Origin of the sequence: Amorphoplanes friuliensis DSM 7358, assembly GCF_000494755.1 — a bacterium.
In the GTDB taxonomy this organism is placed as follows: Bacteria; Actinomycetota; Actinomycetes; order Mycobacteriales; family Micromonosporaceae; genus Actinoplanes; species Actinoplanes friuliensis.
In genome coordinates this window covers 7008179-7032921 of the sequence record NC_022657.1, presented here as the reverse complement: position 1 = coordinate 7032921, position 24743 = coordinate 7008179, and the positions used below count along the sequence as shown (strand labels likewise).

Annotated in this window: 26 protein-coding genes and 1 pseudogene; 14 read left to right on the top strand and 13 right to left on the bottom strand. The window is 71.4% G+C overall.

The window, feature by feature from the left end:
* Together AFR_RS32480 and AFR_RS32475 are read left to right on the top strand one after the other, a co-directional pair.
* Entirely contained in the window at window positions 1-969 is a 969-nt protein-coding gene (locus AFR_RS32480) for a hypothetical protein (protein ID WP_023561057.1), read from the top strand.
* The gene (locus AFR_RS32475) at window positions 966-2165 is read left to right on the top strand and encodes an adenylosuccinate synthetase (protein ID WP_023561056.1); all 1200 of its coding nucleotides are present in this window, start codon (window positions 966-968) and stop codon (window positions 2163-2165) included. Before AFR_RS32480 ends, AFR_RS32475 begins: the two co-directional genes overlap by 4 nt.
* On the opposite strand, the gene AFR_RS32470 is transcribed toward AFR_RS32475, so the two are convergent.
* Entirely contained in the window at window positions 2115-3338 is a 1224-nt protein-coding gene (locus tag AFR_RS32470; protein ID WP_023561055.1) for an MFS transporter, read from the bottom strand. The two genes, AFR_RS32475 and AFR_RS32470, sit on opposite strands and share 51 nt — an antisense overlap.
* A gap of 69 nt (window positions 3339-3407) precedes the next feature.
* Between AFR_RS32470 and AFR_RS32465 the strand changes: the two genes are divergently transcribed.
* Window positions 3408-3914, top strand: coding sequence for a MarR family winged helix-turn-helix transcriptional regulator (locus tag AFR_RS32465; RefSeq protein ID WP_041841311.1), 507 nt, complete (start codon window positions 3408-3410; stop codon window positions 3912-3914).
* Here the strand turns inward: AFR_RS32465 and AFR_RS32460 are convergent.
* Window positions 3908-4531, bottom strand: coding sequence for an NAD(P)-dependent oxidoreductase (locus tag AFR_RS32460; protein WP_023561053.1), 624 nt, complete (start codon window positions 4529-4531; stop codon window positions 3908-3910). The genes AFR_RS32465 and AFR_RS32460 overlap by 7 nt on opposite strands.
* A gap of 75 nt (window positions 4532-4606) precedes the next feature.
* On the opposite strand from AFR_RS32460, the gene AFR_RS32455 reads away from it, so the two are divergent.
* From AFR_RS32455 to AFR_RS32445, 3 genes are read left to right on the top strand one after another with little or no spacing between them, the layout of a single operon-like run.
* The gene (locus tag AFR_RS32455) at window positions 4607-5185 is read left to right on the top strand and encodes a TetR/AcrR family transcriptional regulator (protein WP_023561052.1); all 579 of its coding nucleotides are present in this window, start codon (window positions 4607-4609) and stop codon (window positions 5183-5185) included.
* A gap of 37 nt (window positions 5186-5222) precedes the next feature.
* The gene (locus AFR_RS32450; protein WP_023561051.1) at window positions 5223-5603 is read left to right on the top strand and encodes a PPOX class F420-dependent oxidoreductase; all 381 of its coding nucleotides are present in this window, start codon (window positions 5223-5225) and stop codon (window positions 5601-5603) included.
* Window positions 5604-5635: 32 nt separating this feature from the next.
* Window positions 5636-6163, top strand: coding sequence for a TetR/AcrR family transcriptional regulator (locus AFR_RS32445; protein ID WP_023561050.1), 528 nt, complete (start codon window positions 5636-5638; stop codon window positions 6161-6163).
* Here the strand turns inward: AFR_RS32445 and AFR_RS32440 are convergent.
* Window positions 6160-7305: a DUF5925 domain-containing protein gene (locus AFR_RS32440; protein ID WP_023561049.1), complete on the bottom strand. Its 1146-nt coding sequence runs from the start codon at window positions 7303-7305 to the stop codon at window positions 6160-6162. The two genes, AFR_RS32445 and AFR_RS32440, sit on opposite strands and share 4 nt — an antisense overlap.
* A gap of 176 nt (window positions 7306-7481) precedes the next feature.
* Here AFR_RS32440 and AFR_RS32435 point away from each other — a divergent pair, with 176 nt between their 5' ends.
* From AFR_RS32435 to AFR_RS32420, 4 genes are read left to right on the top strand one after another with little or no spacing between them, the layout of a single operon-like run.
* Window positions 7482-8492 carry an ABC transporter substrate-binding protein gene (locus AFR_RS32435; protein WP_023561048.1) on the top strand — a complete coding sequence of 337 codons (1011 nt, stop codon included), beginning with the start codon at window positions 7482-7484 and terminating at the stop codon, window positions 8490-8492.
* Window positions 8489-9553, top strand: coding sequence for a FecCD family ABC transporter permease (locus tag AFR_RS32430; RefSeq protein ID WP_023561047.1), 1065 nt, complete (start codon window positions 8489-8491; stop codon window positions 9551-9553). The genes AFR_RS32435 and AFR_RS32430 overlap by 4 nt, the downstream gene beginning before the upstream one ends.
* Window positions 9550-10581, top strand: a complete 1032-nt coding sequence (locus AFR_RS32425) for a FecCD family ABC transporter permease (RefSeq protein WP_023561046.1) — start codon at window positions 9550-9552, stop codon at window positions 10579-10581. Before AFR_RS32430 ends, AFR_RS32425 begins: the two co-directional genes overlap by 4 nt.
* Window positions 10581-11387, top strand: coding sequence for an ABC transporter ATP-binding protein (locus AFR_RS32420; RefSeq protein WP_023561045.1), 807 nt, complete (start codon window positions 10581-10583; stop codon window positions 11385-11387). Before AFR_RS32425 ends, AFR_RS32420 begins: the two co-directional genes overlap by 1 nt.
* On the opposite strand, the gene AFR_RS32415 is transcribed toward AFR_RS32420, so the two are convergent.
* From AFR_RS32415 to AFR_RS32395, 5 genes are read right to left on the bottom strand one after another with little or no spacing between them, the layout of a single operon-like run.
* A complete protein-coding gene (locus tag AFR_RS32415; protein ID WP_023561044.1) occupies window positions 11384-11857 on the bottom strand; it encodes a macro domain-containing protein in 474 nt (157 codons plus the stop codon). The two genes, AFR_RS32420 and AFR_RS32415, sit on opposite strands and share 4 nt — an antisense overlap.
* A complete protein-coding gene (locus AFR_RS32410) occupies window positions 11854-12291 on the bottom strand; it encodes a nitroreductase family deazaflavin-dependent oxidoreductase (protein WP_023561043.1) in 438 nt (145 codons plus the stop codon). Before AFR_RS32410 ends, AFR_RS32415 begins: the two co-directional genes overlap by 4 nt.
* 11 nt (window positions 12292-12302) lie before the next feature.
* Window positions 12303-12743 carry a nitroreductase family deazaflavin-dependent oxidoreductase gene (locus AFR_RS32405; RefSeq protein WP_023561042.1) on the bottom strand — a complete coding sequence of 147 codons (441 nt, stop codon included), beginning with the start codon at window positions 12741-12743 and terminating at the stop codon, window positions 12303-12305.
* On the bottom strand, window positions 12727-13155 hold the full coding sequence (locus AFR_RS32400) for a GNAT family N-acetyltransferase (RefSeq protein ID WP_023561041.1): 429 nt from the start codon (window positions 13153-13155) through the stop codon (window positions 12727-12729). The genes AFR_RS32405 and AFR_RS32400 overlap by 17 nt, the downstream gene beginning before the upstream one ends.
* A complete protein-coding gene (locus tag AFR_RS32395; protein ID WP_041841309.1) occupies window positions 13152-14063 on the bottom strand; it encodes a GIY-YIG nuclease family protein in 912 nt (303 codons plus the stop codon). The genes AFR_RS32400 and AFR_RS32395 overlap by 4 nt, the downstream gene beginning before the upstream one ends.
* A 43-nt stretch (window positions 14064-14106) precedes the next feature.
* Here AFR_RS32395 and AFR_RS32390 point away from each other — a divergent pair, with 43 nt between their 5' ends.
* From AFR_RS32390 to AFR_RS32375, 4 genes are read left to right on the top strand one after another with little or no spacing between them, the layout of a single operon-like run.
* Window positions 14107-14913 (top strand): alpha/beta fold hydrolase, encoded by an 807-nt coding sequence (locus tag AFR_RS32390; RefSeq protein WP_023561039.1) that lies wholly within the window; start codon window positions 14107-14109, stop codon window positions 14911-14913.
* Window positions 14906-15544: a 4'-phosphopantetheinyl transferase family protein gene (locus AFR_RS32385; RefSeq protein WP_041841308.1), complete on the top strand. Its 639-nt coding sequence runs from the start codon at window positions 14906-14908 to the stop codon at window positions 15542-15544. Before AFR_RS32390 ends, AFR_RS32385 begins: the two co-directional genes overlap by 8 nt.
* Entirely contained in the window at window positions 15541-15864 is a 324-nt protein-coding gene (locus tag AFR_RS32380; RefSeq protein ID WP_041841307.1) for a nuclear transport factor 2 family protein, read from the top strand. The genes AFR_RS32385 and AFR_RS32380 overlap by 4 nt, the downstream gene beginning before the upstream one ends.
* Before the next feature lie 53 nt (window positions 15865-15917).
* Complete coding sequence (locus AFR_RS32375) at window positions 15918-16637, top strand: carbon-nitrogen hydrolase family protein (RefSeq protein WP_023561036.1); 720 nt, start codon at window positions 15918-15920, stop codon at window positions 16635-16637.
* 17 nt (window positions 16638-16654) lie between these two features.
* Here AFR_RS32375 and AFR_RS32370 read toward each other — a convergent pair whose 3' ends face one another.
* From AFR_RS32370 to AFR_RS32350, 5 genes and pseudogenes are all read right to left on the bottom strand, one after another.
* Window positions 16655-17839, bottom strand: a complete 1185-nt coding sequence (locus tag AFR_RS32370) for a VWA domain-containing protein (RefSeq protein ID WP_023561035.1) — start codon at window positions 17837-17839, stop codon at window positions 16655-16657.
* Between the two features lie 25 nt (window positions 17840-17864).
* Entirely contained in the window at window positions 17865-19787 is a 1923-nt protein-coding gene (locus tag AFR_RS44175; protein ID WP_023561034.1) for a DUF5682 family protein, read from the bottom strand.
* Window positions 19788-20429: 642 nt separating this feature from the next.
* Window positions 20430-20732: pseudogene (locus tag AFR_RS46380) on the bottom strand (DUF5682 family protein); the annotation flags it as partial.
* Window positions 20725-21786, bottom strand: coding sequence for an ATP-binding protein (locus AFR_RS32355; protein WP_023561032.1), 1062 nt, complete (start codon window positions 21784-21786; stop codon window positions 20725-20727). The gene AFR_RS32355 and the pseudogene AFR_RS46380, both read right to left, overlap by 8 nt.
* 90 nt (window positions 21787-21876) lie before the next feature.
* The gene (locus AFR_RS32350; RefSeq protein ID WP_023561031.1) at window positions 21877-24741 is read right to left on the bottom strand and encodes an SWIM zinc finger family protein; all 2865 of its coding nucleotides are present in this window, start codon (window positions 24739-24741) and stop codon (window positions 21877-21879) included.
* Window positions 24742-24743 lie beyond the last annotated feature (2 nt).

Genomic DNA, 24743 nt, shown 5'->3' with positions numbered 1-24743 from the left:
ATGGGAAGCGGACACTGGTCCACCAACGTCTACTCGGCCGCCGCCAACTACCGTGCCGCGACCGGCAAGAGCGCCTTCGCCTACAGCGACAGCGGCGCCCGCAAGGCCCACGCGGCTCTCGACCCGATGAACGTCGGCAAGCGGGAGAGCCGTGACAGCGACGAGCACCCGCAGAGCACGCCGATCGCCGTCCTCTTCGACGTGACGGGTTCGATGGGCTCGGTCCCGCGGGTGCTGCAGACGAAGCTGCCGCAGCTGCTCGGCCTGTTGACCCGCAAGGGGTACGCGACCGACCCGCACATCATGTTCGGCGCGATCGGCGACGCCACCTGCGACAAGGTGCCGCTGCAGATCGGCCAGTTCGAGTCGGACAACCGCATGGACGAGGATCTGGCCCGGATCGTGCTCGAGGGCGGCGGTGGCGGTCAGCGCCGCGAGTCTTACGAGCTCGCGATGTACTTCATGGCCCGGCACGTCAGCCTCGACTCGATGGAGAAGCGCGGGCGCCGGGGCTACCTGTTCATCATCGGCGACGAGATGCCGTACACCCAGGTCAAGCCGAAGGAGGTCAAGACCTTCGTCGGTGACCGGCTGAACGAGCCGATCACCGTCGAGGCGATGATCGCCGAGCTGCGGCGCAGCTTCGAGATCTACTACATCATGCCGACCGCGGCAGGCTGGGGCGGCGACGCCGAGATCCTCGGTTACTGGCGGCAGCTGCTCGGCCAGCACGTCATCGCGCTCGACGACCTCGACGCGGTCTGCGAGACCATCGCGCTGACCGTCGGCCTGGCCGAGGAGTCCATCGACCTCGACGCCGGTCTGGCGGATCTGGCCGAGTTCGGATCGGCGGCCGGTGACACGGTCGGCAAGGCGCTCGCACCGATCGGTGCGGGACGGGGTGCAGTCGTTCGTTCCCCGCTGGACCTGGGTGGCGCGGCAACGCCGGGCGGGAACGAACGGCTGTGAACCACGTCGCGGTGGTGGACCTCGGTTACGGCGACGCCGGCAAAGGCACCGTGGTGGACGCTCTCTGCGCTTCGGAACCGGTCACCGCGGTGATCCGGTTCAACGGGGGAGCGCAGGCCGCCCACAACGTGGTCACGCCGGAGGGCCGGCACCACACCTTCGCGCAGTTCGGGTCGGGCACGTTCCAGGGCGTGCCCACCCACCTGTCGCGGTTCGTGGTCGTCGACCCGCTCGCTCTCGCGGCCGAGGCCGCCGCCCTCGGCAACCCGTTCCACCTGCTCACCGTCGACGGTGACGCGCTGCTCGCCACTCCGTGGCATCGTGCGGCCAATCAGGCCCGCGAGCGGCAGCGCGGCAGCGGCCGGCACGGTTCGTGCGGGATGGGGGTCGGCGAGACCATGGCGTACGCCCTGAGCCACGCCGACGCCCCACGGGTTTCCGACGTGCTCTCACCGGCGCGTCTGCGGGCCCGGCTGGCTGAGGTCGAGTCCTGTTACGGTCGCCTTCCGTCGGCGCCGCTTGATGACGTCGTCGAGGTTTTTGCGGCTTTCGGTCGTCTGGTGTCCGTGGTCGACTCGTCCTATCTGGACGGCCTGCTGCAACGGGGGCGTTGCGTCTTCGAGGGCGCACAGGGTGTGCTGCTCGACGAGTGGCGCGGGTGGCACCCGTACACGACGTGGTCGACGACGACCTTCGACAACGTTGCTGCGCTCTGTGCTTCGTTCGAGCGGCTCGGGGTGGTGCGGACGTACACGACCCGGCACGGCGCCGGCCCGTTCGTCACCGAGGCGCCGCTGGATCTGCCCGAGGCGCACAACGGCGTGGGGGAGTGGCAGGGCAGCTTCCGGGTCGGTCACTTCGACGCGGTCGCCCACCGTTATGCCGTCGAGGTCGCCGGCGGGGTGGACGCCCTCGCCGTAACGCACCTGGACTCACCCGCGCGCTGTCCACAGTTGAGGATCTGCACGTCCTACGACCTCGACGGCGCCCGGTGGGACCGCATCGTCCCGGGGCCCTTCCAGGACCTGGGTCACCAGGCCGGGCTCACGGCTCTGCTGAACCGCGCCCGGCCCGGCGACCTGGAACGCCCCGGCGACTGGGCCGCCCGCATCGGCGACCTGCTCGACGCGCCCGTGGTGCTGGAGTCACACGGTCCCCGGCACACCGACAAGCGTTTTCTCGCCGGTGTCCGGTGACGTCCGGCGGGTGAGCGTGCGGGTGCTGCGCAGAAAGAGCGGCGCCAGACCCGCACCGAACAGGACCACCGCGCACACGACCAGCACCCGGTTGATGCCGAACGCCTCGGACAGCGGCCCGGCGAGCGCGTTGCCGATGGGCATGGCCAGGAACGACGTCAGCAGATCCCACGAGGACACCCGGGCCAGTACGCCGTGGGGAATGTGGTCCTGCAGGGCGGTGTCCCACGCGACGGAGAAGAACGTCAGCCCCGCGTACCCGAGCACGGCGCCGGCCAGCACCGCGGTGAGCAGGCCGGGCCACACGTAGGCCAGCGCCCAGAACGGCATCAGCAGCAGGGTGAACCCGCCGGCGCGTAGGAGGCGTACGGGCCGCCAGCGCATCGCGATCGTCGCCCCGACCACACCACCGAGACCCTCGGCCGCGGCGATGAAGCCGGCCGAGCGGGCGCCGCCCAGCTGCTCGATCGCCACCACCTGCACCAGCACCAGCACCACGCCGTTCGCGACGTGGTAGACCGCCGCCGCGAGCACACCGGTCAGCAGCCAGTCCCGTGCCCGGATCTCCCGCCAGCCCGCGCCGAGCTCGGTCAGCATGCCGCTCCGGATGCCCCGCTCGGCGCGGGCGCGGATCAGAGCGGCGGCCACCAGCGACGCCAGGAAGCTCGCGGCGTTCACCGCAAATCCGGCCGTCGCCCCGAACTGCGCGACCGTCAGACCGCCGATCGCCGGGCCGAGGACGGCCGCGCCGGTCTTCAGCAGGCTCAGCGTCGCGTTGGCGTGCTGCCGCCGGTCGACGCTGACCAGCATCGGCTTGAGGGTGGTCATCGCCGGCTCGAAGAAGGCGCCCGCCCCCGCGGACACGACGGCGAGCGCACACAGCACAGGCAGGTGGTAGGAGCCCGAGCCGAACATGACCGTGATCCCCGCCGTCGCCACGAACCGCACGGCGTCGGAGAGCACCATCACCCGCTGCGGCTGCACCCGGTCGGCCCACACGCCGCCGAAGAGAGTGCAGAGCAGCATCGCCACGATCGACGCGGCCATCACCAGGCCGAGGTCTCCGGCGCCGCCACCCGCGACGAGCACGGCGACGGCCAGCGCCACGGTCTGGAAGCCGTTGCCGAGCCAGGACAGCGACATGCCGGTCGCCAGCAGCCGAAAATCCGTCATGCCGGAGAATGTAATTCACCGTCTAACTATTCACCAGCTAATTATCGGCTGCTCTGAGATCATTGCTGCATGACCAAGCAGGCCAGGGATGACGTAGACCGCCATGTGGCCCGGTGGGCGGAGTTCTGGGAGGACAACACCGACTTCGCGCCCGAGGTCGAGGGTGCCCTCGTCCGCATGAAGAACATCCTGCGCCGCTCCCGCCGGAGTGACGGCGTGGCCTTCCCGGACGCGGACTTCACCTTCGAGGACTATTCGACGCTGCACGCGCTGATGATCCAGCCCTACCCGACCGAGGCCACGCCGGCGCAGCTCGCCGAGGCCACGAACGTCACCCGGGCGGCGATGACCGCCCGCCTGGACCGGCTGGCCAAGGCCGAGCTGATCACCCGCGAGGTGGAGCCGCAGGACCGCCGGCGGGTGATCGTCCGTCCGACCCCGGCCGGACGTGCCGCCTGGGAGCGGCACATCCACGCCGGTATGGCCCGCGATCAGCAACTGCTGTCGGCGCTGACCCCGGACGAGCTGAAGCAGCTCAACACCCTGCTCCGCAAGGTCATCCTGTCGTTTCAGTAGCCGATCGCCACCGCGTGACCGATGGTGGCTGGGTTGGCCGCAGCGTCCAGGGTCGCCGCGGCCAGGTCGGTCCGCGCGATCAGATTCCCCCGGCGCACGGTGTGGTCGACGGCCGTCCGGTACGCCTTGGAGGACCCGTTCGTCAGCCGTGGCGGCCGCATGATCGTCCAGTCCAGCCCCGAGGCGCGGACCAGGGACTCCGTGGCCTCGAAGTCGGTGAACGAGGCCCGCAGGAAGCGTTTCAGGAGCGGCTTTACGACCCGTGCCGTCAGGAAGTCGTCGTGGGAGTCGGTGACGTGGCCGGACGCGGTGATGACGACGAGCCGCCGCACCCCGGTCGCCCGCATGGCCGTGATGATGGACTCCGCCCCCGGTGCGCAGACCGGCTCGTCGTGGCCGGGGCGGTGGCCGAGGGCGGAGATGACGATGTCGCTGCCGGCGACCGCGGGTTCGATGGCGGACGGATCCATGACGTCGGCGCGGACGAGCTCGACGCCCGCGGGAAATCCGGTGAACTCGCTGCGGGCCACGGCCGTGACGGCGTGGCCTCCCTCGATGGCTCGGCGGACGATCTCGGCACCGGTGAGCCCGGTGGATCCGCAAACAGTGATTCTCACAGCCCTGCCCCTCCTCTGGTTAGTAAACACTCACTAACCCTTTCCAGGGTGGTGAGTGTTTACTAACCTGTCAAGGTGACCACCAGGGACAAGCTCCTCGACGCGGCCGCTTCGCTGATGCGCGAACAGGGCCTCGCCAACGTCAAGACCAGGCACATCGCCGCTCTCGCGGGCTACACGGAGGCCACGCTCTACAAACATTTCATCGACAAAGTTGACCTGATGCTGGCCGTCCTCAGTGAACGCTCCACGGCGTTCACCGCGCTGGCGGAGGCGCTCGCCCGCACCAGCGGCGACCTCGAGACCCGGCTCACCGCGATCGCCCGGGCGTTGATCGACTTCTACGGCGACAACTTCCCGATGCTCGCGTCGATCTTCGCGGACCGCAAACTGCTGGAGACCCACAAGGACAAGCTGCGTGATCGCGATGCCGGCCCGTACAAGGTCAATGAGGCGTTGATGCGCACCCTGCGGCGGGAGGTCGAGGCGGGCACGATCCGCGCCGACGCCGATCTCTACGGTGCCGCTGGCCTGCTGGTGGGGTCCTGCATGCAGCACGCCTTCCTGGGCCACATGGGCTGGCCGGGCCGCCTCACCGACGGGAAGGCGGCCACGTCCTTCGTGCGGACCCTGCTGGCCGGAGTAGCCTCGTAAGTAGGTACTTACTTACTCACGAGATCGGCGGTACGCCATGATCAGCCTTGACACCCTCGCGCTGCAGCGGACCGTCCTTCTCGAGACGCGCAAGCGTGACGGCAGCTGGGTCGCCACGCCGGTCAGCATCGTGGCGGACGCGGGCCGGGCCTATTTCCGCAGCTACGACGCGGCCGGCAAGGCCAAGCGGCTGCGCAACTTCCCGCAGGTGCGGGTCGCGCCGTGCACGATGCGCGGGCGTCCCACCGGTCCGGCCGTAGCAGGGAGCGCCCGCCTGCTGAGTGACGAGGAGGCCGCGCCCGTGCGGAGGATGCTTGCCGCCAAGCACCCGGTGCTGCATGGTCGGCTGGTGCCCGCGCTGCACCGGCGCAAGGGCTGGACCACTCTCCACTACGAGCTGACCCTGGAGCCGAGCTGACCAGCACGCGGGATGCGATCGTCGCGGCGGCGATGGGCCTCTTCGGACGCCAGGGCTACCACGCCACCACGATCGCGCAGATCGAGGCCGCGGCCGGGTTGTCGGCCGGTGCCGGAGGCCTCTACCGGCATTTCAAGAGCAAGCGGGCCTTGCTCGAGGAGGGTCTGCGGCGCCAGTTCGAGGCGGGCGCACCCCTGCTCGCGAGCCTGGAGCAGACCGCGGATCTCCCGCGCCGCGAGCGGATCCTCGCGGTCGCCCGGGCCGGGCTCCGCCGGCTCGATCAGGAGCGTGACGTCAACCGCCTGCTCCTGCGCGATCTGGCGACGTTCCCCGACCTTCTCGACCAGGTACGCGACCACGAGCTCGCCCGCGTCCACCGCGCACTCACGAGCTGGGTGGAGAGGGAGTCGCCGGATCACCCCGATCCGGCCGCACTGGCCTCGGTGCTGATGTCGGCGCTCAGCCACTACTGGGTGCTCACTGACGTGTACGCCGGCCGCCATCCCCACGGCGTCGACGAGGACCGCTTCCTGCGTACCCTCGCGGACTTGATCGTCTAGAGGTACATGCCGGTCGTCGGTGAGGTCATGGGCACGGTCACCGGGCGGGCACCCGTCTTCAGGGCGTAGAGCTCGGCCAGGGTTGCCCCGTCCGGCCCCACACCCGCCGGGGTGCCGAGCCAGGACACCGCTTCCGCGTACGGGAGACGCCCGACCTCGATGCTGGCCAGGCACCGCCCCGGCCGGACCACCGCGGGGTGCAGTGACGCCAGGTCCTCGTTGGTGGTGATCGCGATGAGCGCGTTGCGGCCCTGGCCGAGGAGTCCGTCGGTGAGGTTGAGCAGGCGCGAGAGCGACTGTCCCGCCGCCGCCTTGGCCTCGCCGCTGATCAGCTCGTCGCAGTCCTCGAGCATGAGCAGCCGCCAGCGCGGCTCGTCGTCGTCGCCGCTGCCCAGCGCCACGCTCATCAGGTACGCGGGGTCGCCGAAGAGGCGTTCGGGGTCGAGCACGCAGTCGACCTGGCACCACGAGCGCCACTGCTGGGCCAGCGCTCGCAGGGCGGTCGTCTTGCCGGTGCCGGGTTCGCCGTGCAGCAGCAGGAGGCGGCCGTTGACCGCGGTGCCGTCGATCGCCATCAGGCGTTCCAGGGTGCGGGCGACCGGGTCCGAGTAGTTCGTGCGGATCTTGTCCCACGGCGCCGCGTCGATCTCGCGTTGCACGCGGCGGGGGCCGTGGGGGCCGAAGTGCCAGAAGCCGATCGGCACGCTGTCGGCGGCCGGCGCGGGCTCCTCGACGGCGTTGTCGACCGCGACGGCGAGCACGGACTCGGCCAGCTCGGCGCTGATCGCCGTGACCGTCACGCGGGCGCGGCGGCTCTGCTTCCAGCGGGTGACGTGCAGGGTCCAGCCTTCGCCGACGGAGAGCCGTCCGTGGCCGTCCTCCTCGACGGCGTCGCGCACGATGCGAGCGTCGTCGGTGGTCAGGGCGGCGTCGGTGCGGACGTTCTCGAGGTAGGTCGTGCGGCCGTACGGCTCCCGCCCGGTGACGAACGCGTCCAGCGCGAGCAGGTCGACGACGTCCACCAGCCGGTCACCGTCGTCGACGGAGCCGGACAGCGGGAGGGAGGCGGAGAGGGGCGACGCACCCGCCGGATCCCCGGTGCGGCTGGCGAGCCGGTCGACGGACTGATGGGGGGTACGCATTACCCCATGATCGTACCCAGGTGGGGGATGGGCACCCCGTTTTCGCCCAGGTGTAACCGAACGGGACCGGGTGTGCGCACGCGCACGTCCATTTCCCAAGATCTTTCAACCTCGGTAAGGTGAGGGTTGCCTAACTTGCATTGACCAGCACTCATATAACCGATTGGAGGCCCGTCATGGCGACCCACCCGTCCATCTCGCGCCGGAATCTTCTCTTCGGCGCTGCGGGTGTCGCGGCCGCCGGACTTCTCGCCGCCTGCGGTGACAGCGACAGCGACAGTCCCAGCTCGGGCAGCTCCTCCGCGGCGACCGGCGGCACCTTCCCGGCCACCGTGACCCACCAGTTCGGCAGCACGACCGTCGAGGAGGCGCCCAAGACCGTCGTCTCGCTCGGCTGGGGTGACGCCGACGTGCTGCTCGCCCTCGGTGTGGTGCCCGTCGGCATCCTCGACTGGTTCCAGGCCTGGCCGACCGGTGTCGGCCCGTGGGCCCAGCCGAAGCTCAACGGCGCGAAGCCCACGATCCTCAAGGGCCCGGAAATCAACTTCGAGAGTGTGGCCACGCTGCGGCCCGACCTCGTGACCTTCACCAAGAGCGACAACGTGAAGGCCACCTGGGACCAGCTCGAGAAGCTCGCACCCACCCTCTCCGGCCCGGCCGGCACCCAGCCCTACGGCACCACGCTGAAGGACCAGACGGTGCTGATCGCCGAGGCGCTGGGCCGCAGGTCCGAGGGCGAGGCGCTCGTGGCCGCCAACGACAAGCTGCTGGCCGACGCCAAGGCCGCCAACGCCGACTTCACCGGCAAGAGTGTCGTCGTCGCGGCCGCATTCGGCGGTCAGTACGGCGCGTACACCCGTGGCGACGGCCGGGTGCAGTTCATGGAGGCGCTCGGCTTCCAGAACTCCCAGAAGATCGAGGACCTCAAGCCGGCGAACTTCTACGCCGAGGTCTCCAAGGAGCGTGTCGGCCTGCTCGACGCCGACCTGACCGTCATCTTCGCCCTCGGCGCGGGCGCGGAGCTCAAGAAGGACACCGTTCTGCAGAGCCTCCCGTCGGCCAAGGACGGCCGGCTGCTCATCATCGACGACGCCGACCTCGTCAACTCCTTCTCGACGAACTCGGTGCTGAGCACGCCGTACACCCTCGAGAAGTTCGTGCCGATGGTGAAGGCCGCCCTGGCGTGACCACGACCGCGGCCGAGCGGGCCGGGTACACCTCCGCGGATGCGCGAACCCGCGCCCGCGGCGGTCTCACCGCGCGTGGGCTCGGGCTGGTGCTCGCGCTCGCCGGGCTGATCGTGGTCTCCGTGGTCAGCCTCGCGGTCGGCACCAAGTCGATCCCGCTCGGCACGGTCTGGGACGCGCTCTTCTCCCGGGGTTCGACCACCGAGGACGTCCGCATCATCCTCGACCTGCGGGTCCCGCGGACGCTGATCGGTCTGGCGGCCGGTGTTGCGCTCGGCCTGGCGGGCGCGCTGATGCAGGCGCTGACCCGCAACCCCCTCGCCGACCCGGGCATCCTCGGCATCAACGCGGGCGCGGCCACGGCCGTCGTCCTCGCGATCCGGGTGCTCGGTGTCGGCTCGCTGACCGGCTACATCTGGTTCGCCTTCGCCGGTGCCGCCGGTGCGTTCGTGGTCGTCTACCTGCTCGGCACCCGCGGCCGGTCCGGTGCGTCACCCGAGCGGCTGGCGCTGGCCGGTGCGGCCGTCGGCGCTGCCCTGCTGGCGGTCACCAACGCGGTCGCGCTGCTCGACGTCACCACCTTCGACCGCTACCGGCTCTGGACGGTCGGCGCACTCTCCGGCCGTGATCTGGACGTCCTCTGGGGTGTGCTGCCGTTCATCGTGATCGGCACGGTGCTCGCCCTCGGACTCGGGCCGTCGCTCAACGTCATCGCGCTCGGCGAGGACACCGCCCGGGCCCTGGGCGCCAACCTGAACCGCACGCGGGTCCTGTCGGCGATCGCGATCACGCTGCTCTGCGGCGCCGCCACCGCCGCCGTCGGGCCGATCGCGTTTGTCGGGCTCGCCGTTCCCCACATCGCCCGGATGCTCGTCGGACCGGACCAGCGCTGGCTGCTGCCGTACTCCCTGGTCTTCGCGCCGACACTGCTGCTGATCGCGGACATCGCCGGACGGGTCCTCGCGCGCCCCGGTGAAGTGCAGGCCGGACTCGTCACCGCGTTCATCGGTGCCCCGGTCTTCCTCGCCGTGATCCTGCGCCGCCGGATCGTGCCGCTGTGAGCCGCCGGATCACCGTCCGCGGCGCCGGCCTCGCCCTGCGCCTGGACCTGCGCACCATCTGGGTCAGCGGCGCGTTGCTGCTGGCGACCGCCGCCGTCGTCACGCTCACGGTCGTCGCGGCCGGCACCCGCCTGCCGATCGCCGACATCATCGAGATCCTCAACGGTGGCGGGCGCCGGGCCGACCGCTTCATCCTGCTCGACCTGCGTCTGCCCCGTGTCACCCTCGGCCTGCTCGCCGGTGCGGCCCTGGCCCTGTCCGGCGCGGTCTTCCAGAGCCTGTCGCGCAACCCGCTCGGCAGCCCCGACATCGTCGGCTTCACCACCGGCTCGGCCACCGGCGCGGTCCTCGCGATCGTCGTCTTCGGCGCGGGTCCGGCCGGTGCCGCCGGCGCGGCCATCGTGGCCGGCATCCTCACCGCACTGATCGTGTACGGGCTGGCTTCGATCGGCGGGGGTGCCGTCCGCCGCATCGTGCTCGTGGGCATCGGCATCAGCGCGATGCTGGTCGCCGTCAACAGCTACCTCATCAGCCGGGCCCGTCTCGACGCCGCCCAGGCCGCCGCGATCTGGCTGGTGGGCACCCTGAACGGCCGCACCTGGGAGTACGTCCGGCTGCTCGGGCTGGCCCTGCTGATCCTGGCGCCGCTGCTGCTCCTGCTCAGCCGCCGTCTGCAGATGCTGGAGATGGGTGACGAGTCGGCGCAGTCCCTGGGCGTACGCGTGAACAGGTCCCGGTTGTTGCTCGTGATCCTCGCCGTGGCGGTGTGTGCGGTGGCGACCGCCGCGACCGGCCCGGTGGCGTTCGTGGCGCTGGCCGCACCGCAGATCACCCGCCGCCTCACCGGCTCGCCGGCCCTGCAACTGCTGCCGACGGCCATCACCGGAGCACTGCTGATGGTGCTCAGCGACTACGTCGCGCAACGGCTGCTGGCCCCCGCCCAGCTGCCCGTCGGAGTGGTGACCGGTGCGGTCGGCGGGGTCTACCTGGCCTGGCTGCTCAGCCTCCAATGGCGAAAGGGAAGCTGATGACCTCGCGGCTGTCCGGCTCGGACCTGACCCTCGCGTACGACAACCGGGTGATCACCTCGGCTCTCGACGTGACCATCCCCGACGGCTCGTTCACGGTGATCGTCGGGCCGAACGCGTGCGGCAAGTCGACACTGCTGCGGGCCCTGTCCGGTCTGCTGGCACCCAAGGCCGGCTCGGTGGTGCTCGACGGTGCGGCGATCAACTCGTACCGGGCCAAGGAGGTCGCCCGGCGCCTCGGGCTGCTGCCCCAGACCGCGACGGCACCCGAGGGCATCTCGGTCGCCGACCTCGTGGCCCGGGGGCGGTACCCCCACCAGAAACTCCTGCGCCAGTGGACGCCGGAGGACGAGAACCAGGTCGCCGCGGCCATGGAGGCAACCGCCGTGACCGCCCTGGCCGACCGCGCGGTCGACGAACTCTCCGGCGGCCAGCGCCAGCGCGTCTGGATGGCGATGGCACTGGCCCAGCAGACGAACATCCTGCTGCTGGACGAACCCACGACCTACCTGGACATCGCCTACCAGATCGACCTGCTGGACCTCTGCGCCGACCTCAACGAGGAGGGCCGCACGCTGGTTGCGGTGCTCCACGACCTCAACCAGGCCTGCCGCTACGCGACCCACCTGATCGCCATGAAGTCCGGCCGGATCGTCGCGGAGGGCAACCCGAGCGAGATCATCACCGCCGAGCTGGTCGAGGACGTCTACGGCCTGGTCTGCGAGGTCATCCCCGACCCCCAGACGAACACACCCCTGGTCGTCCCGGCCGCCCGCACCGCCCGCGCGGGCCGCCTGGTCCGCTAGTGGTCGTAGACGGTGACCGGGATGCCGCGGTCTGACAGGGCCGACTGCACCAGCGGCTCGATGCGCTCCCACTTGCCGCCGGCGAGGCCGCAGCCGATCCGTGGCATGTGGACACTCGCCTCCAGCCCGGCGGCCTGCTCGCCCAGCGTCGTCAGGCACTTCTCGACGGCGTCGTAACGGATCGGCGGGCCGGAGCTGCCGTGTTTCATGCCGTGCTGGCCGATCATGTTGGCCACCCAGGTGTCCGGGCGGACCTGGATCAGCCGCACGGCGCCGAGGCGAAAATCGTTCTTCGAGCGCTCGCGGTGCCACTGGCGGTAGTCGCGCTCGGGCTCCGGCCAGCGGCGGGACACCGCGAGCACAAAACCCTTGCCCCAGCCGCCGAGGTCGTTGCAGATGTGCGCGATCACCTTGGGGCCCTTGGCCTGCGGGCTCGTCGCGTCACCCCGCCGGAACTGCAACGGTGTCACTCGCGCGGCTCCAGGACGAACACCGGGATCAGGCGGTCGGTCTTCTTCGCGTAACCCGCGTAGGTGGGGAACGCCTCGACCGAGCGTTCCCACCACACCGCCCGCTCGTCGCCGGACACCTCACGTGCCACGTAGTCACGCTTGCGGTCGCCGTCCTGCAGCTCGACCTCGGGGTTCCGGCGCAGGTTGTAGACCCAGACCGGGTTCTTCGGGCCGCCGCCCAGCGAGCCGACCACGGCGTAATCGCCGTTGTGCTCGACACGCATCAGCGCCGTCTTGCGCAACAGGCCCGTGCGGGCGCCGATCGAGGTCAGGACGACAACCGGGCGGCCCTGGATGTCACCGGCCCGCTCACCGTTCGTCGCCTCGTACGTCTCGGCCTGCTTGCGGGCCCAGCCCGACGTGCTCGGGGCGTACTCGCCGGACAGCGGCATGGAAGAACTCCTCAGGCGTCGGTCGCGGTCAGGACGAAGATCGGGATGACGCGTTCGGTCTTGGTCTGGTAGTCCTCGTACGGCGGCCAGGCCTCGACGGCGCGCGCCCACCACTGCTCGCGCTCCTCACCCTGCACCTCGCGGGCGACGTAGTCACGCTTCACGTCGCCGTCCTGCAGCTCGACGTGCGGGTTCTTGACCAGGTTCCAGTACCAGACGGGGTGCTTCGGCGCGCCGCCCAGCGAGGCCACCACGGCGTACTCGCCGTTGTGCTCGACCCGCATCAGCGGCGTCTTGCGGAGCTTGCCGCTCTTCGCGCCGATCGAGGTCAGCACGATGATCGGCTTGCCGCGCAGCTCGTTGGCCTCGGAGCCGGAGGTGGCCTCGAACTGCTCCGCCTGCTCACGGGCCCAGTCCGACGTGCTCGGCGCGTATTCACCGGTCAGTGGCATGTTTATCCCTACCTTTCTCCAGTGCGACGAGGCCGGCGGCGGTCGGTGCAAAACCGCAGGCCTCCTGATAGAACGCGGTCAGGTGAGGCTCGTAGTCGACGTGCAGCCAGCCGCACCCCGCGGCGCGGGCGCCGTCGGCCGCGGCCTGCACCAGCCGGGTGCCGACACCCTGCCCGCGGACGTCCGGCGCGACGACCGTGTCGAGCAGGAAGGCGTGGGTGCCACCGTCCCAGGCGACGTTGACAAAACCGACCAGCGTGTCGCGGCGGTGGGCGCAGACCCAGCCGAGGCTGTGCTTCTCGACGCGTGACAGCCAGTCGATTCCCCCGGGGGCATGACCGAAACCCACCGCGTGCAGGGCGTCGAGGGCACCGCTGTCGAAGCCGGCCCGCCAGGCGTAGACGATCGTCACGCCGAAAGCCTAGCCAGGGTCGCGGCCAGCTCGGCATTACGCTGGGCGAACCCGGCCCAGGCCTCCGGCAGCGCCGGGCGGGGCTGCGCGCTGCGGCGCTGGCTCCACGACCGGACCCGGCCGTCGCGCACGGCGAACGACACCAGCCATCCGTCGGACCACCCCTGCACGGCGTAGTCGCCCGGCTCCAGCGTCGTGACCTGCTGCGGAGCCGTGATCCAGGCCAGGGCGGCCAGCTCCTCCTGGACCCGGCCGGCGAGTTCGAAGGCGAGGGATCCGGCTGCTCTGTCGCGTACCGTCTCGAGCTTGTGCCGGGCGGCCGCGACCGCGACCGGATCACGCTGAAGGACCGCCACGAGCGCCGCCACGAGTTCTTCCCGGTCGGCCGCGGTCACTCCGCGTTGTGCGGCCAGGTCACGCTCCGCACCCGTCAGGGCGGTCGTGGCGTAGGCCAGCGGGTGCAGCCGGTGCAGTGCGCCGACCGCGAGCCGCGCCCGCGCCCCACCGAGATAGGGCCCGAAAACCCGAACCCCCGCGACCGCCTGCCCCGCATCGTGAGTGAGGCGCAGCCCGGGTGTCGCCGGTCGCCCATCCAGCCGCAGGTACGCGGGGACCTCCTGCCCGCCGCGCGTCCTGTTCCACCGGGGGAGCGACTCCTCGAGCAGGTTGCGTTCCAGCCACGCCGCCTCGTGAACGGACGCGCAGGTCACCGCCTCGATCCGGACCACCGCCGCGACCATGCGCCGCAGATGCCGCCGGCCGTGCAGCTCACCCCAGTAGGAACCGACACGGCTGCGCAGCTCGGTGGCCCGCCCGACGTAGAGGACACGCCCCCGCTCGTCGCGGAAACGGTAGACGCCGGGCTCACGCGGCAAGCCGGTGACCATCGCTCGGATCTCCGGTCGCATCGGGACAGTATGGCCTTTCCGGCGGTCGGCTAGCCTCACGATCATGCCTGCGATCGGTGTCGGTGACATCACCCTGCACTACGAGGAGTCCGGGCGGGGCGCGCCTGTCCTCCTGATCCCCGGAACGGCGGCGCGCGGCCGCACCTGGTGGCTGCACCAGGTGCCGGCGCTGGTCGCCGCCGGATACCGCGCGATCACCCTGGACAACCGGGGCGTGGGCAAGAGCGGGCCGGCCGTGCCCGGCCTGTCGATCGCGGACCTCGTCGGTGACACCGTCGCGGTGATCGAGCAGGTCGTGGGTGGTCCCTGCCGGCTCATCGGTACGTCGATGGGCGCCTACGTGGTGCAGGAGCTGCTGGTCACGCGCCCCGACCTGGTGTACCGGGCCGTGCTGATGGCGGGCCGGGCGCGCCCCGACGCGGTGTCCGCGACACTCGCCGCCGCCGAACGTGCCCTGGTCGCCGCCGGTGTTGTGCTGCCACCGGAGTACGACGCGGTCACTCGTGCGCTGCAGAACCTCTCCCCGCGTACGCTCGAGGACCCGGTGACCGCGCAGGACTGGCTCGACATCCTGGAGATGTCGCCGACGGACTGGACCGACGCCGGCCATCGGGCGCAGCTCGGCGTCACCGTGGACACCGACCGCCGCGCGGCGTACCGGACCATCACCGTCCCCACCCTGGTGATGTCGTTCGCCGACGACCTGATCGCCCCGGCCGTCCGCGGCCGCGAACTGGCGGCGGCGATCCCCGGCGCGCGGTACGCGGAGATCGCGGACGCCGGCCACTACGGCTATCTGGAGCAGCCGGACGCGGTGAACAGCGCCCTGCTGGCCTTTCTCCATGATTGACCGCATCCTTCCGGCGGCGGTGAAAGTGGTGTCCTCGAGGACCGACCCGCCGGAAGCCGTGCTGTTCGCCGAGGAGGCCGCGCTCGTCACGACCGCCGTCCCGAAACGCCGGCAGGAGTTCACCACGGTGCGGCACTGCGCCCGCCTCGCCCTGGCCTCGCTGGACGTGCCGCCCGCACCGATCCTGCCGGGTGTCCGCGGCGCGCCGGTGTGGCCGTCCGGCATCGTCGGGAGCATGACGCACTGCGCGGGATACCGGGCGGCGGCGGTGGCCCGCACGACCGCATGCTCAGGCGTGGGCATCGACGCGGAGGTCGACGGCCCGCTCCCCGAGGGTGTCCTCGATCTGGTGTCGTCCGAGGAGGAACGCGCGCACCTCGCCTCGCTCGCCGAGTCCGACCCTGGCGTGCAGTGGGAACGGTTGCTCTTCAGCGCCAAGGAGTCGGTGTACAAGGTGTGGTCGCCGCGGACCGGCAGGTGGCTCGGTTTTGAGGAAGCGGCTCTGACGTTCGACCCGGCCGCGTCGACGTTCACGGCGAGGATCCTGGTGGACGGGCCGTTCGAGACGCTGACGGGACGTTTCCTGATCGAGGACGGGATCGTGCTGACGGCGATAGCGTGTGCCGCATGAGCGTGTCCCTGCCCCCTCCGGTCCAAGCTGTCTTCGACGCCACCAACGCCGGCGACACGGCTGCATTCCTGTCGGCGTTCGCCGAGAACGGTGTTGTCGACGACTGGGGCCGCGAGTTCCACGGCCGCGAGGCGATCAAGCAGTGGAGCGACGCCGAGAACATCGGCGCGCATTCCACGTTCGAGGTCACCGAGGTCTCGCACGCCGCCGACGCGTACGTCGTCACGGCGACGGTCGGCGGTGACGGCTTCAACGGCCCCAGCCACTTCACCTTCCAGGTCGACGGCGACCACGTGACCCGCATGACGATCCGCGCCTAGGGCAGGCCCGAGTGCGGGTTCCGCCCGCGGCGGGCGCGCGGGATGATGCGGACATGATCGTCGCGGCTGCGCAGTTCGCCCCGGTCGCCGGGGACGTCGAAGGCAACGTCCGAACCGTGTCCGGCCTGATCCGCCGGGCCGGTGCCGCGGATGCACGAGTGGTGGTCTTCCCCGAGCTGGCCCTCACTGGCTACGAACCGTCCGTCATCGACGCGACCCCGGCCGTTTGCCTCACCGAGGGAGATGCTCGGCTCGATCCGGTCCGGGAGGCGTGCCGCGCGGCAGGATCGGCGGCCGTCGTCAACGGGCCGGTGCTCACGGCCGGGGCGAAGGGCGGTCCGGCTATCACCTCGCTGGTCATCGGCCCCGACGGTGCGCTGCTCACCCGTTACGACAAGAGGCATCTGTACGGCTTTGAGGCCGAGGTCTTCACCCCGGGCACCGCCGACGGGCGCTTCACCCTCGACGGCGTCCGTTTCTCGCTGGCCACCTGCTACGACAACCGCTTTCCCGACATCGCCGAGCGGGCCGCCTCGGACGGCTGCGCGGTTTATCTTGCCAGCTCGGCGCTGGACACCGGCAACGACTCGTTCGACAAGGTGTATCCGGTACGGGCCAAGGACTTCGGGCTGTACGTGGTTCTGGCCAACCTCATCGGCCCGAGCGAGGCGGGCCCGTGCGTGGGCCGCAGCGGTGTGTGGGGCCCGGACGGCGAGCGGATCGCCGACGCGGGCCCCGACCAGGAGGGGTTCGCCCTCGCCGAGGTCGGCTGACCTCGGCCCACGCTACGTCACTTGTCTCCCTTGTCGGCCAGGCGTTCCGCGAACGCCATCAGGTCGCGGCGTTCGATCGCCGCCGCCATCAGGTCGGGGAAAGCGTCGGGTGTGCACGCGAACGCCGGTACGCCCATCGCCGCCAGAGCCGCCGCGTTCTCGTGGTCGTAGGCCGGCGCCCCCTCGTCCGACAGCGCCAGCAGAACCACCACTTGCACTCCCGCTGCCGTCATCTCCGCCACGCGGCGCAGCATCTGCGCACGGACGCCACCCTCGTACAGGTCGCTGATCAGCACGAAGATGCTGTCCCGGGGCCGGGTGATGAGCTGCTGGCTGTAGCCGATGGCCCGGTTGATGTCGGTGCCGCCACCGAGCTGGGTGCCGAACAGCACCTCCACCGGGTCGCTGAGCTGGTCGGTCAGGTCGACCACCGCCGTGTCGAAGACGACCAGCGACGTCCGCAGCGACCGCATCGACGCCAGCACCGCCGCGAAGACCCCGGAGAACACCACCGACGCCGCCATCGACCCCGACTGGTCGACGCACAGCACCACGTCACGCTGGATGGCGGTGGCCCGCCGCCCGTACCCGACCAGGCGTTCCGGGATGACCGTGTGGTGTTCGGCCTGGTAGTGCTTGAGGTTCGCGCGGATCGTCTTGTCCCAGTCGATGTCCGCGTGCCGGGGCCGGTTGATCCGCGCCGCCCGGTTCAGCGCACCGTTGACCGCCGTCCGGGTCTGCTGCGAGATCCGCTGCTCCAGCTCGGAGACGACCTTGCGGACCACCTGCCGCGCCGCGTCCTTCGTCTTCTCCGGCATCACACGGTTGAGCGACAGCAGCGTGCCGACGAGGTGCACGTCGGGTTCGACGGCCTCCAGCATTTCCGGTTCGAGGAGCAGCCGGGTCAGGTCGAGACGTTCGATCGCGTCGGCCTGCATCACCTGCACGACGGTGCTGGGGAAGTATTCGCGGATGTCACCCAGCCACCGGGCGACCTTCGGCGCGGACCCGCCCAGCCCGGCCGACCGTGAGGTACGTGACCCGTCGTTGTCGCCGTTGCCGTCGTAGAGCGCGGCCAGCGCCGCGTCCATCGCACCGTCGCGGCCGTCCGCCGACCCCAGCGCTTCCTCGGCCGGGCCGCCCAGCACGAGCCGCCACCGGCGCAGACGTTCCCGCCGCGCCGGGTCCTCGTTGTCCGTCATGAGACCTCCCGGCCCAGCAGCGCACTCAGGGTGGGCAGCACCAGCGCCGCCCGGTCGTGGTCCAGCACCAGTTCCTCGGCCACGGCCCGCCCGGCCGCTCCCGGCCCGGCGACCCGCTCACCGATCGCCCGCCGCTCCCCGGAGGCAAACCCCCGAAGGTACGGCGCAACAACGGCAACACGTCGTCGAACGCCTCCGGTGCGATGTCGGCGAGCCACCCGTCGAGCAGCTCCAGCAACGCGTCGTCGTGCACCAGCAGCAGCCCGCCCCCGGACAGGAACCCCTCCACCCAGGCAGCACCACGTGCCGGCGGCGTACCGATGGTGAGCGGCAGCCGCAGCCGTCGCTGCACCTCGGCGAGCCCGAGCCGCCCGGCGTCGAGCAGCAGCCGGGTGAGCCGCCCGGCCAGCAGCCCGTGCAGATCGGCGCGCTGCGAAACGGAGGCGAGAGTGGTCAGCCACCGCTCCCGCAACTCCTCGTCGTCGAGCAGGCTCACGGCCGAGTGCACCCCGTCGATGCGTCCGCGCATCTCCTTGGCCGCCTCGTCGGAGAGCGAACCCACGGCCGCCGGCAGCCCGGCGCAGACCCGCGTCAGCAGACTCGCGGTCACTGTGGACAGTCCGGCGACGTCGGTGCGACGGACATCGCCGTACCGGAGGGTCCGCGCCAGCGCGGGAATCGCCGCCATGAGGTGGTTGATGTCCGCGTCGACCGCCGCCCGGCTGTCGAGGGCGTCCAGCACCTGGGGGTAGGCGTCGGTCAGGTCCGCCAGCAGGCACACCTCGACCAGCTCGGTCACATCCCCGAGCGTGGCGGCTTTCCGCGCTGCGTCGATCACCTTCGTGGTCGCCGCGGCCGCCACGGTGGTTCCCCACATGCTGCCCTCGACCAGCTGCACCGCGAACTCCGGATGCCACCGCAATTTCCACGTCTCCCGGAACGTGCCGGTGCCCCTCCGCGCCGTCTCGGCCTCACCCCACGGCACACCGATCGCCCGCAGCCGGTGCAGCAACCGGCTCCGCGACAGGTCGATGTCCCGGCGCAGGTCCAGCTCGAGGGTGCGCTCGAGCGCCTCCGGCTTCAGCCGCACCCTCTTCTGCTGCGCAGCAAGGTCCTTGGCGAGCGGTACGGCCGGCATGTCCTCGGGCACCCCACCGAGCCGCTCGCCGACCACCAGCCGCCGGTCGATCAACGCCACCCGCAACGGCTCCCCGTCACACATGACGGCCTCGGCCGCTTCGGTGACCTCGGCCAGCCCGGCCAGCGGCCGACCCCGAACCGTGGCCAGCGCTTCGGCCAGCCGTGTCGCCTCGATGACATGCGCCGACGACGTCGGAACTCCTTCGGCCCGCAACACCCCGGCCGCATCCACCAGCCACCGCGGAACAACCTCGTCGGTGGCGGTGAACAGATGGTGGTACCACCCCGGCGACCGAACCCCGGCACCGTAACCGGACCACGAAGCCAGCCGCCCATAGGTCCACGGCACCCAGGTGAACGAAACCTTCGCCTTCTTCCGCCCCTTGAGCAACGCGGCATCCTCCCGCGCCGTCACCTTCCCCGTCAGCGCCGGAACATGCCACGCTCCACAAACGACAGCGATGTTCTCGTGCGTCTTCCGAACCTCCCGCAGCACGGTCCGCATGTAAGCCTCACGAACCAGATCCTCAGGATCCTCGGCGGACGTCTCCCGAATGGCCGCCATCGCCTCCCCGACAGCCTCGAACGCCGGCATCCCCCGATGCTCGACCACGTCCTCCCACCACCGCTCGGGATCGTCATACCCGGCCGCAGCGGCCAACTCCCCGATCGGATCGACAGGCCGAACCCGCCGCCCGGCCTCAACCTCCCCGCCAGGCGCAGCCCCGAGGTCGGAGGTCTCCAGCAGGTCAGGTGCGCCGCTCTCACCGTGACCCGGCGCGTCACCCTCACCAGCCGGAGCGTCCACGCCGTGTGGGGAGTCATCTCCTCCGGGGACGGGCTCGCGGCCGGGCGCGGACTCACTACTGGGCACAGCCGCCCTACCAGGCGCAGAGTCACTTCCGGACGCAGCGCCGGGGCTGGGCGTGGGGCTGAGGTCCGGCGAGGTATCGGAGCCGGGTGCTGCGCCCAGCCGGGACGTGACGTCGAGACTGGGCGGCTGGTTGCTGTTCGACGGAGCATCCACGCTCGGCGTGGGGTCGTGACTGAGCGAAAGGTCATCACCGGCTGCGGCGCCGGGGCCGGAAGGCAAGTCACGGCCGGGTGTGGCGCCTGAGCTGGGCGTGGCGCTGCGGCCGGGGGGAGAGCCGCTGCTAGGTGCAGTGCTCAAGCCAGGCGCGGGGTCTGGGCCGGCCGCGGGGAGTTCTTCCAGAGCCAGGTCGATCTCGGTCTCGGCGGGTAATGCGGCCAGTTCGTCGGTGTTCGGTGCGAGGCGCTCGTCCGGCGAGGTGGGGACCGGCCGCGAAGAGTTCGGCCCAGCGGCCGGAACCGGACCACCGTCAGCCGGTGCCGCGGAGCCTTCAGCGTCCTGTTTGGACGGTGGTGCGAGCGCTGGCGGCGGCCCCGCGGCCGGTGGGGCGTCGGGCGTCTTGGCGTCGGTCAGGCGGAAGGCGTAGGGCAAATCGAAGAAACGGACCGGCACTCCGTGCTCCACCGCCCATTTGATCGCCTGCCATTCCGGGGAGAAGACCGCGAAGGGCCAGAACGCCGCGCGGCTCGGGTCGTCGGTGGCGTAGCCGAGGAGGGCGACCGGGGGTTCGAGGCCCGTGTCGGCGGCCCAGCGGATCAGGGAGTCGGCTTCCGGTGGGCCTTCGATCAGGACGAGGTCGGGGCGTTGGCGATCGAGCTCCTGGACCACCGCACGGGCTGAGCCCGGGCCGTGGTGGCGGATGCCGTAGTGCTTTTCAGGCATCGCGGGCGGCTCGGTAGAAGTCTCGCCAGTCGGGGCGGTCGCGGACCACTGTTTCGAGGTATTCGCGCCAGACGACGCTGTCGGAGACGGGGTCCTTGATGACGGCGCCGACGATGCCGGAGGCGACGTCGGAGGGGTGGAGGCGGCCGTCGCCGAAGTGGGCGGCCAGAGCCATGCCGCTGGTGATGACGGAGATGGCTTCGGCGGTGGAGAGGGTGCCGGTCGGGGATTTGAGTTTGGTGCGGCCGTCCTCGGTGAGGCCGCTGCGCAGCTCGCGGAAGACGGTGACGACCCGGCGGATCTCCTCGAGGGCGGTGGGGACCTCGGGCAGGGCGAGCGACCGGCCCAGCTGGGCCACGCGGCGCGCGACGATCTCGACCTCGTCGTCGGCGGAGGCGGGCATGGGGAGGACCACGGTGTTGAAGCGGCGGCGCAGGGCGCTGGACAGCTCGTTGACGCCGCGGTCGCGGTCGTTGGCCGTGGCGATCAGGTTGAAGCCGCGCTGGGCCTGGACCTCGGTGTTGAGCTCCGGCACCGGGAGAGTCTTCTCGGAGAGGACGGTGATCAGGGCGTCCTGCACGTCGGAGGGGACACGGGTCAGCTCCTCCATGCGGGCGATCGTGCCGGTCTGCATGGCGCGCATGATCGGGCTGGGCACGATGGCTGCCTCGGACGGGCCGTCGGCGAGCAGGCGGGCGTAATTCCACCCGTAGCGGATGGCCTCCTCGGCGGTGCCGGCCGTGCCCTGCACGAGCAGGGTCGAGTCGCCGGAGATGGCCGCCGCGAGGTGCTCGGAGACCCAGGTCTTGGCCGTGCCGGGAACGCCGAGCAGCAGCAGCGCACGATCGGTGACCAGCGTGGAGACGGCGACCTCCATGAGCCGCCGCGGACCCACGTACTTCGGGGTGATCTTCGCGCCGTCACCGAGGAGGTACGTCACCACCGCCTGCGGGGAGAGTCGCCAGCCCGGCGGGCGCGGCCGGTCGTCCGTCCCGGCGAGCAGCGCCAGCTCCTCGGCATACTGATCCTCGGCGTGCGGTCGCAGTGCGGTCACTCGAGCTCCCTGTCCTCTCGCACGACCGGGCCGATCACCCGGCGGTGCTGCTGAAAAGCACGTTACTCAGCACCTCTGACAAGAATTCCGTCACTCGGAGGCGAGCTCGTCGAGCATCTCCGCGCGGAAGATCAGGGTGCGTGCCAGCTCGGCGACCGGCCGTACGCGCGACGGGTCGGCCGGCTGCTGATCGAGCTGTTCGGCCAGCCCGGCGACGTGCATCGCGTACTTCGGGGGCATCGCCATCGCCGCGGCCCGGCACAGCTCGGCGAGCTGCCAGCTGTGTTTGTCGGTCCGGGCCCGGTGGGCGATCGTCTCCACCACCGCGACGGCCAGCTCGTCCGGCCACGCGCCCGGGTGCACGGCCAGCAGGCGGTGTGCGAGGTGGTCCTCGCGCCGGAGGAAGTCGGCGGCGATCCGGGCCAGGTCGGCCGGGGGCAGCAGCAGGTGCAGGTCCCAGCGGACGGCCTCGCGCAGCCCGGCGGCGCTCTCCCGGGTGTCGTTCCTGACCAGCGCGGCGGCCCAGGTGGGGTCGGCCTGCACGATCGCGGCCTTGGCCCAGCCGTGCAGCAGCGGCGTCTCCCAGTCGTTGTTGCGGGCCAGGTCGACCACCGCAGCCGGGGAGCGGTCGAAGGCCTCGGTCCAGGTGGTCAGGGGAGTGCCGGCGATGATCTCCTCGAGGAGCCAGGCCTGCACCCCCGTACCCCGGGACGGCTGCGCCGCAACCCCGTCGCGCCGCAGGTCGGGGGTCAGCTCGGTGGGTGGGTCGGCGAGCAGCCGGTCACGCCCGAAGGTACGGCGTTCGAGCCGCACCGCCGCCGTGGCCCGGGCCGCCATGCGTTGCCCCAGCGACGATCCGGGCAACCGTTGCAGCAGGTCGAGGGCGGTCTCGCGGACCTCTTTGCGCCGGTCGTCGAGTGCCCGGTCGAGGAACGTGTCGTCGGCGGGGGAGAGGCCGATGTCTAGGGCGCCGAGGAAACGGGCGCGGTCCTCGGGCGCCTCGGTTTTCCACGTGCTCTCCAGCAGGGCGAGCGCGGCGCCGGGGTCGGTGCCGCGGAGCTTGGTGAGGTAGGCCAGGCGTTCGCCCCCGGTGCCGGTCTCCCAGATCTCCGGGTCGTCGGAGGTGGCCGTGCCGGGCGCCTCGTCACTGAGCCATTTCCAGTCGGGGCGCATCCGGGCGAGCCAGGTGCCGCGCTGACCGGCGATCCGCCCGATCGCGGGCCGGACGGCACTGTTGCGGCGTCCGGCGTCGAGCAGTGCGGGCAGCGACTCGGGCGGGACAAATCCGCCGCGCTGGGCCGCGGCGAAGAGCCACTGGGACAGCAGCTCCTGCGCCTGCTGGGCGCCACCGGGCGCACCACCGTCGGTCAGCAGCCGCAGCAACCGGGCCCCGGCCGCCTCCGGCAACGGCCGGTCGATCTCCACGGGGGCCGCCTCGACCGGAGCGTGCCCGGCCGAGGGCGTGATCCCGGCCCGCCGGTAGACCAGGGCGGCGCCGGCGGCCTCGAGCAGCTCGCCGCCCTTGGACATGGTCAGGACACGGTCGCCGACGTGTATGTCGGGTGAGCTCCAGGGCCGCCGGGCCGTTCCCACCAGCGCCGCCGCCAGCAGGTCGGCCGGAAGCTCGGGACCGCGCACGCTCGGCCCGTCCGGCACCGGGGCGGCCGCCGGAAGGAACTGTCCCCGCACCCAGGCGGCCAGTGGTCGCAGGCCCGAGGGCGACCATTCACCCGCCACCGTCGCGGGACGTCCTCCGGCTGCGGCCAGCAGCCACCACGGCTCCCGGTGGCCGGGCGCGAGCGGCAGCGACTCCCCGGCGGCGTCGACGAGGAACCCGTCCGGGCCGGGCACCACGCCGGCCAGCAACACCGGCGCGTCGTACCGCCAGGGCTCGGCGGCGACCGTCGTGGACCATCCGGCGAGCGCGTCGCGCAGGCCCCGGGCACCGGACGGTGTGGTCAGCGGCCGGGGCGTACCAAATTTTTCTTTGACGAGGGCCCGCAGGGGAGCGGCTCCCGGATAGAAGCAGAGAGCGCCGTCGAAGGTCGTCCCCGGCAGAAGGTCGGCGGTCAGTGACTGCCCCGGCGCCGCGAACGACAGCACCAGCGCGAACCGTCCACCGGAGACACCCAGCAGCCAGGTCCGGCGTGTCGTGATGGCGCCGTCCTCGCTGTCGACCTGTCCCAGCACCTGCCACTCGTCGCGGACCGGTGTGGTGGCGAGGACGTCCTCGGTCGCGACCGGGAAACCGATCCGGGCCCGGACCGTCGCGGCCAGCGCGTCGGGCAAGGTGTCGAGGCGTTCGTGACCCGCGACCAGCAGGCGCAGCAGTGCAAGATCGCCGAGCAGCCGGTCGGCCCAGTGCGGCCCGATGCCCGCGACCCCGCCGAGCCGCCGCACGGCCGAGGCAGCCGTCGGTGCCTGCGCGTCGACGAGGCGGGCGGCCATCGTCTCGTACGGCCGGTGCCCGGCCTGCTCCGCCCCGGCCAGGCCCTGGTGCACCTGGTCGTCGAGCCAGCGCCGCAGCTCGGTCATGCCCGCCGCGACCCGGTCCGCGCGCTGGAGCGCTCTTTTCTGCGCCGCGGCGGGGTCGGCCGTCCCGGTGGTTTTCGGCGCGGCAACCTTGGCCGCGCGACTCGCCTGCCACTCGCTGACAAACGCGGGCGCCGGCGCGGTGAAACCACCACCCTCGGCCCAGTGGAGCAGCAGCCCGAGCGCGTGCTTGCACGGGAACTTCCGGCTCGGGCACGAGCACTTGTACACAGGCCCGGCCAGGTCGACACACACCTGATAGGGGTTCTTGCCGCTGCCCCGGCACAGCCCCCACAGCACCTCGTCGAGCAGCCCGGCCTCCTGCCACTTCGACGCACTGCTGACACCACGGGCACCCTTCAGCGAACTCGCGTCGGGGGCCAGGGCGGTGATCTGGGCGGTGGACCAGCGTTCAACGGGCACCG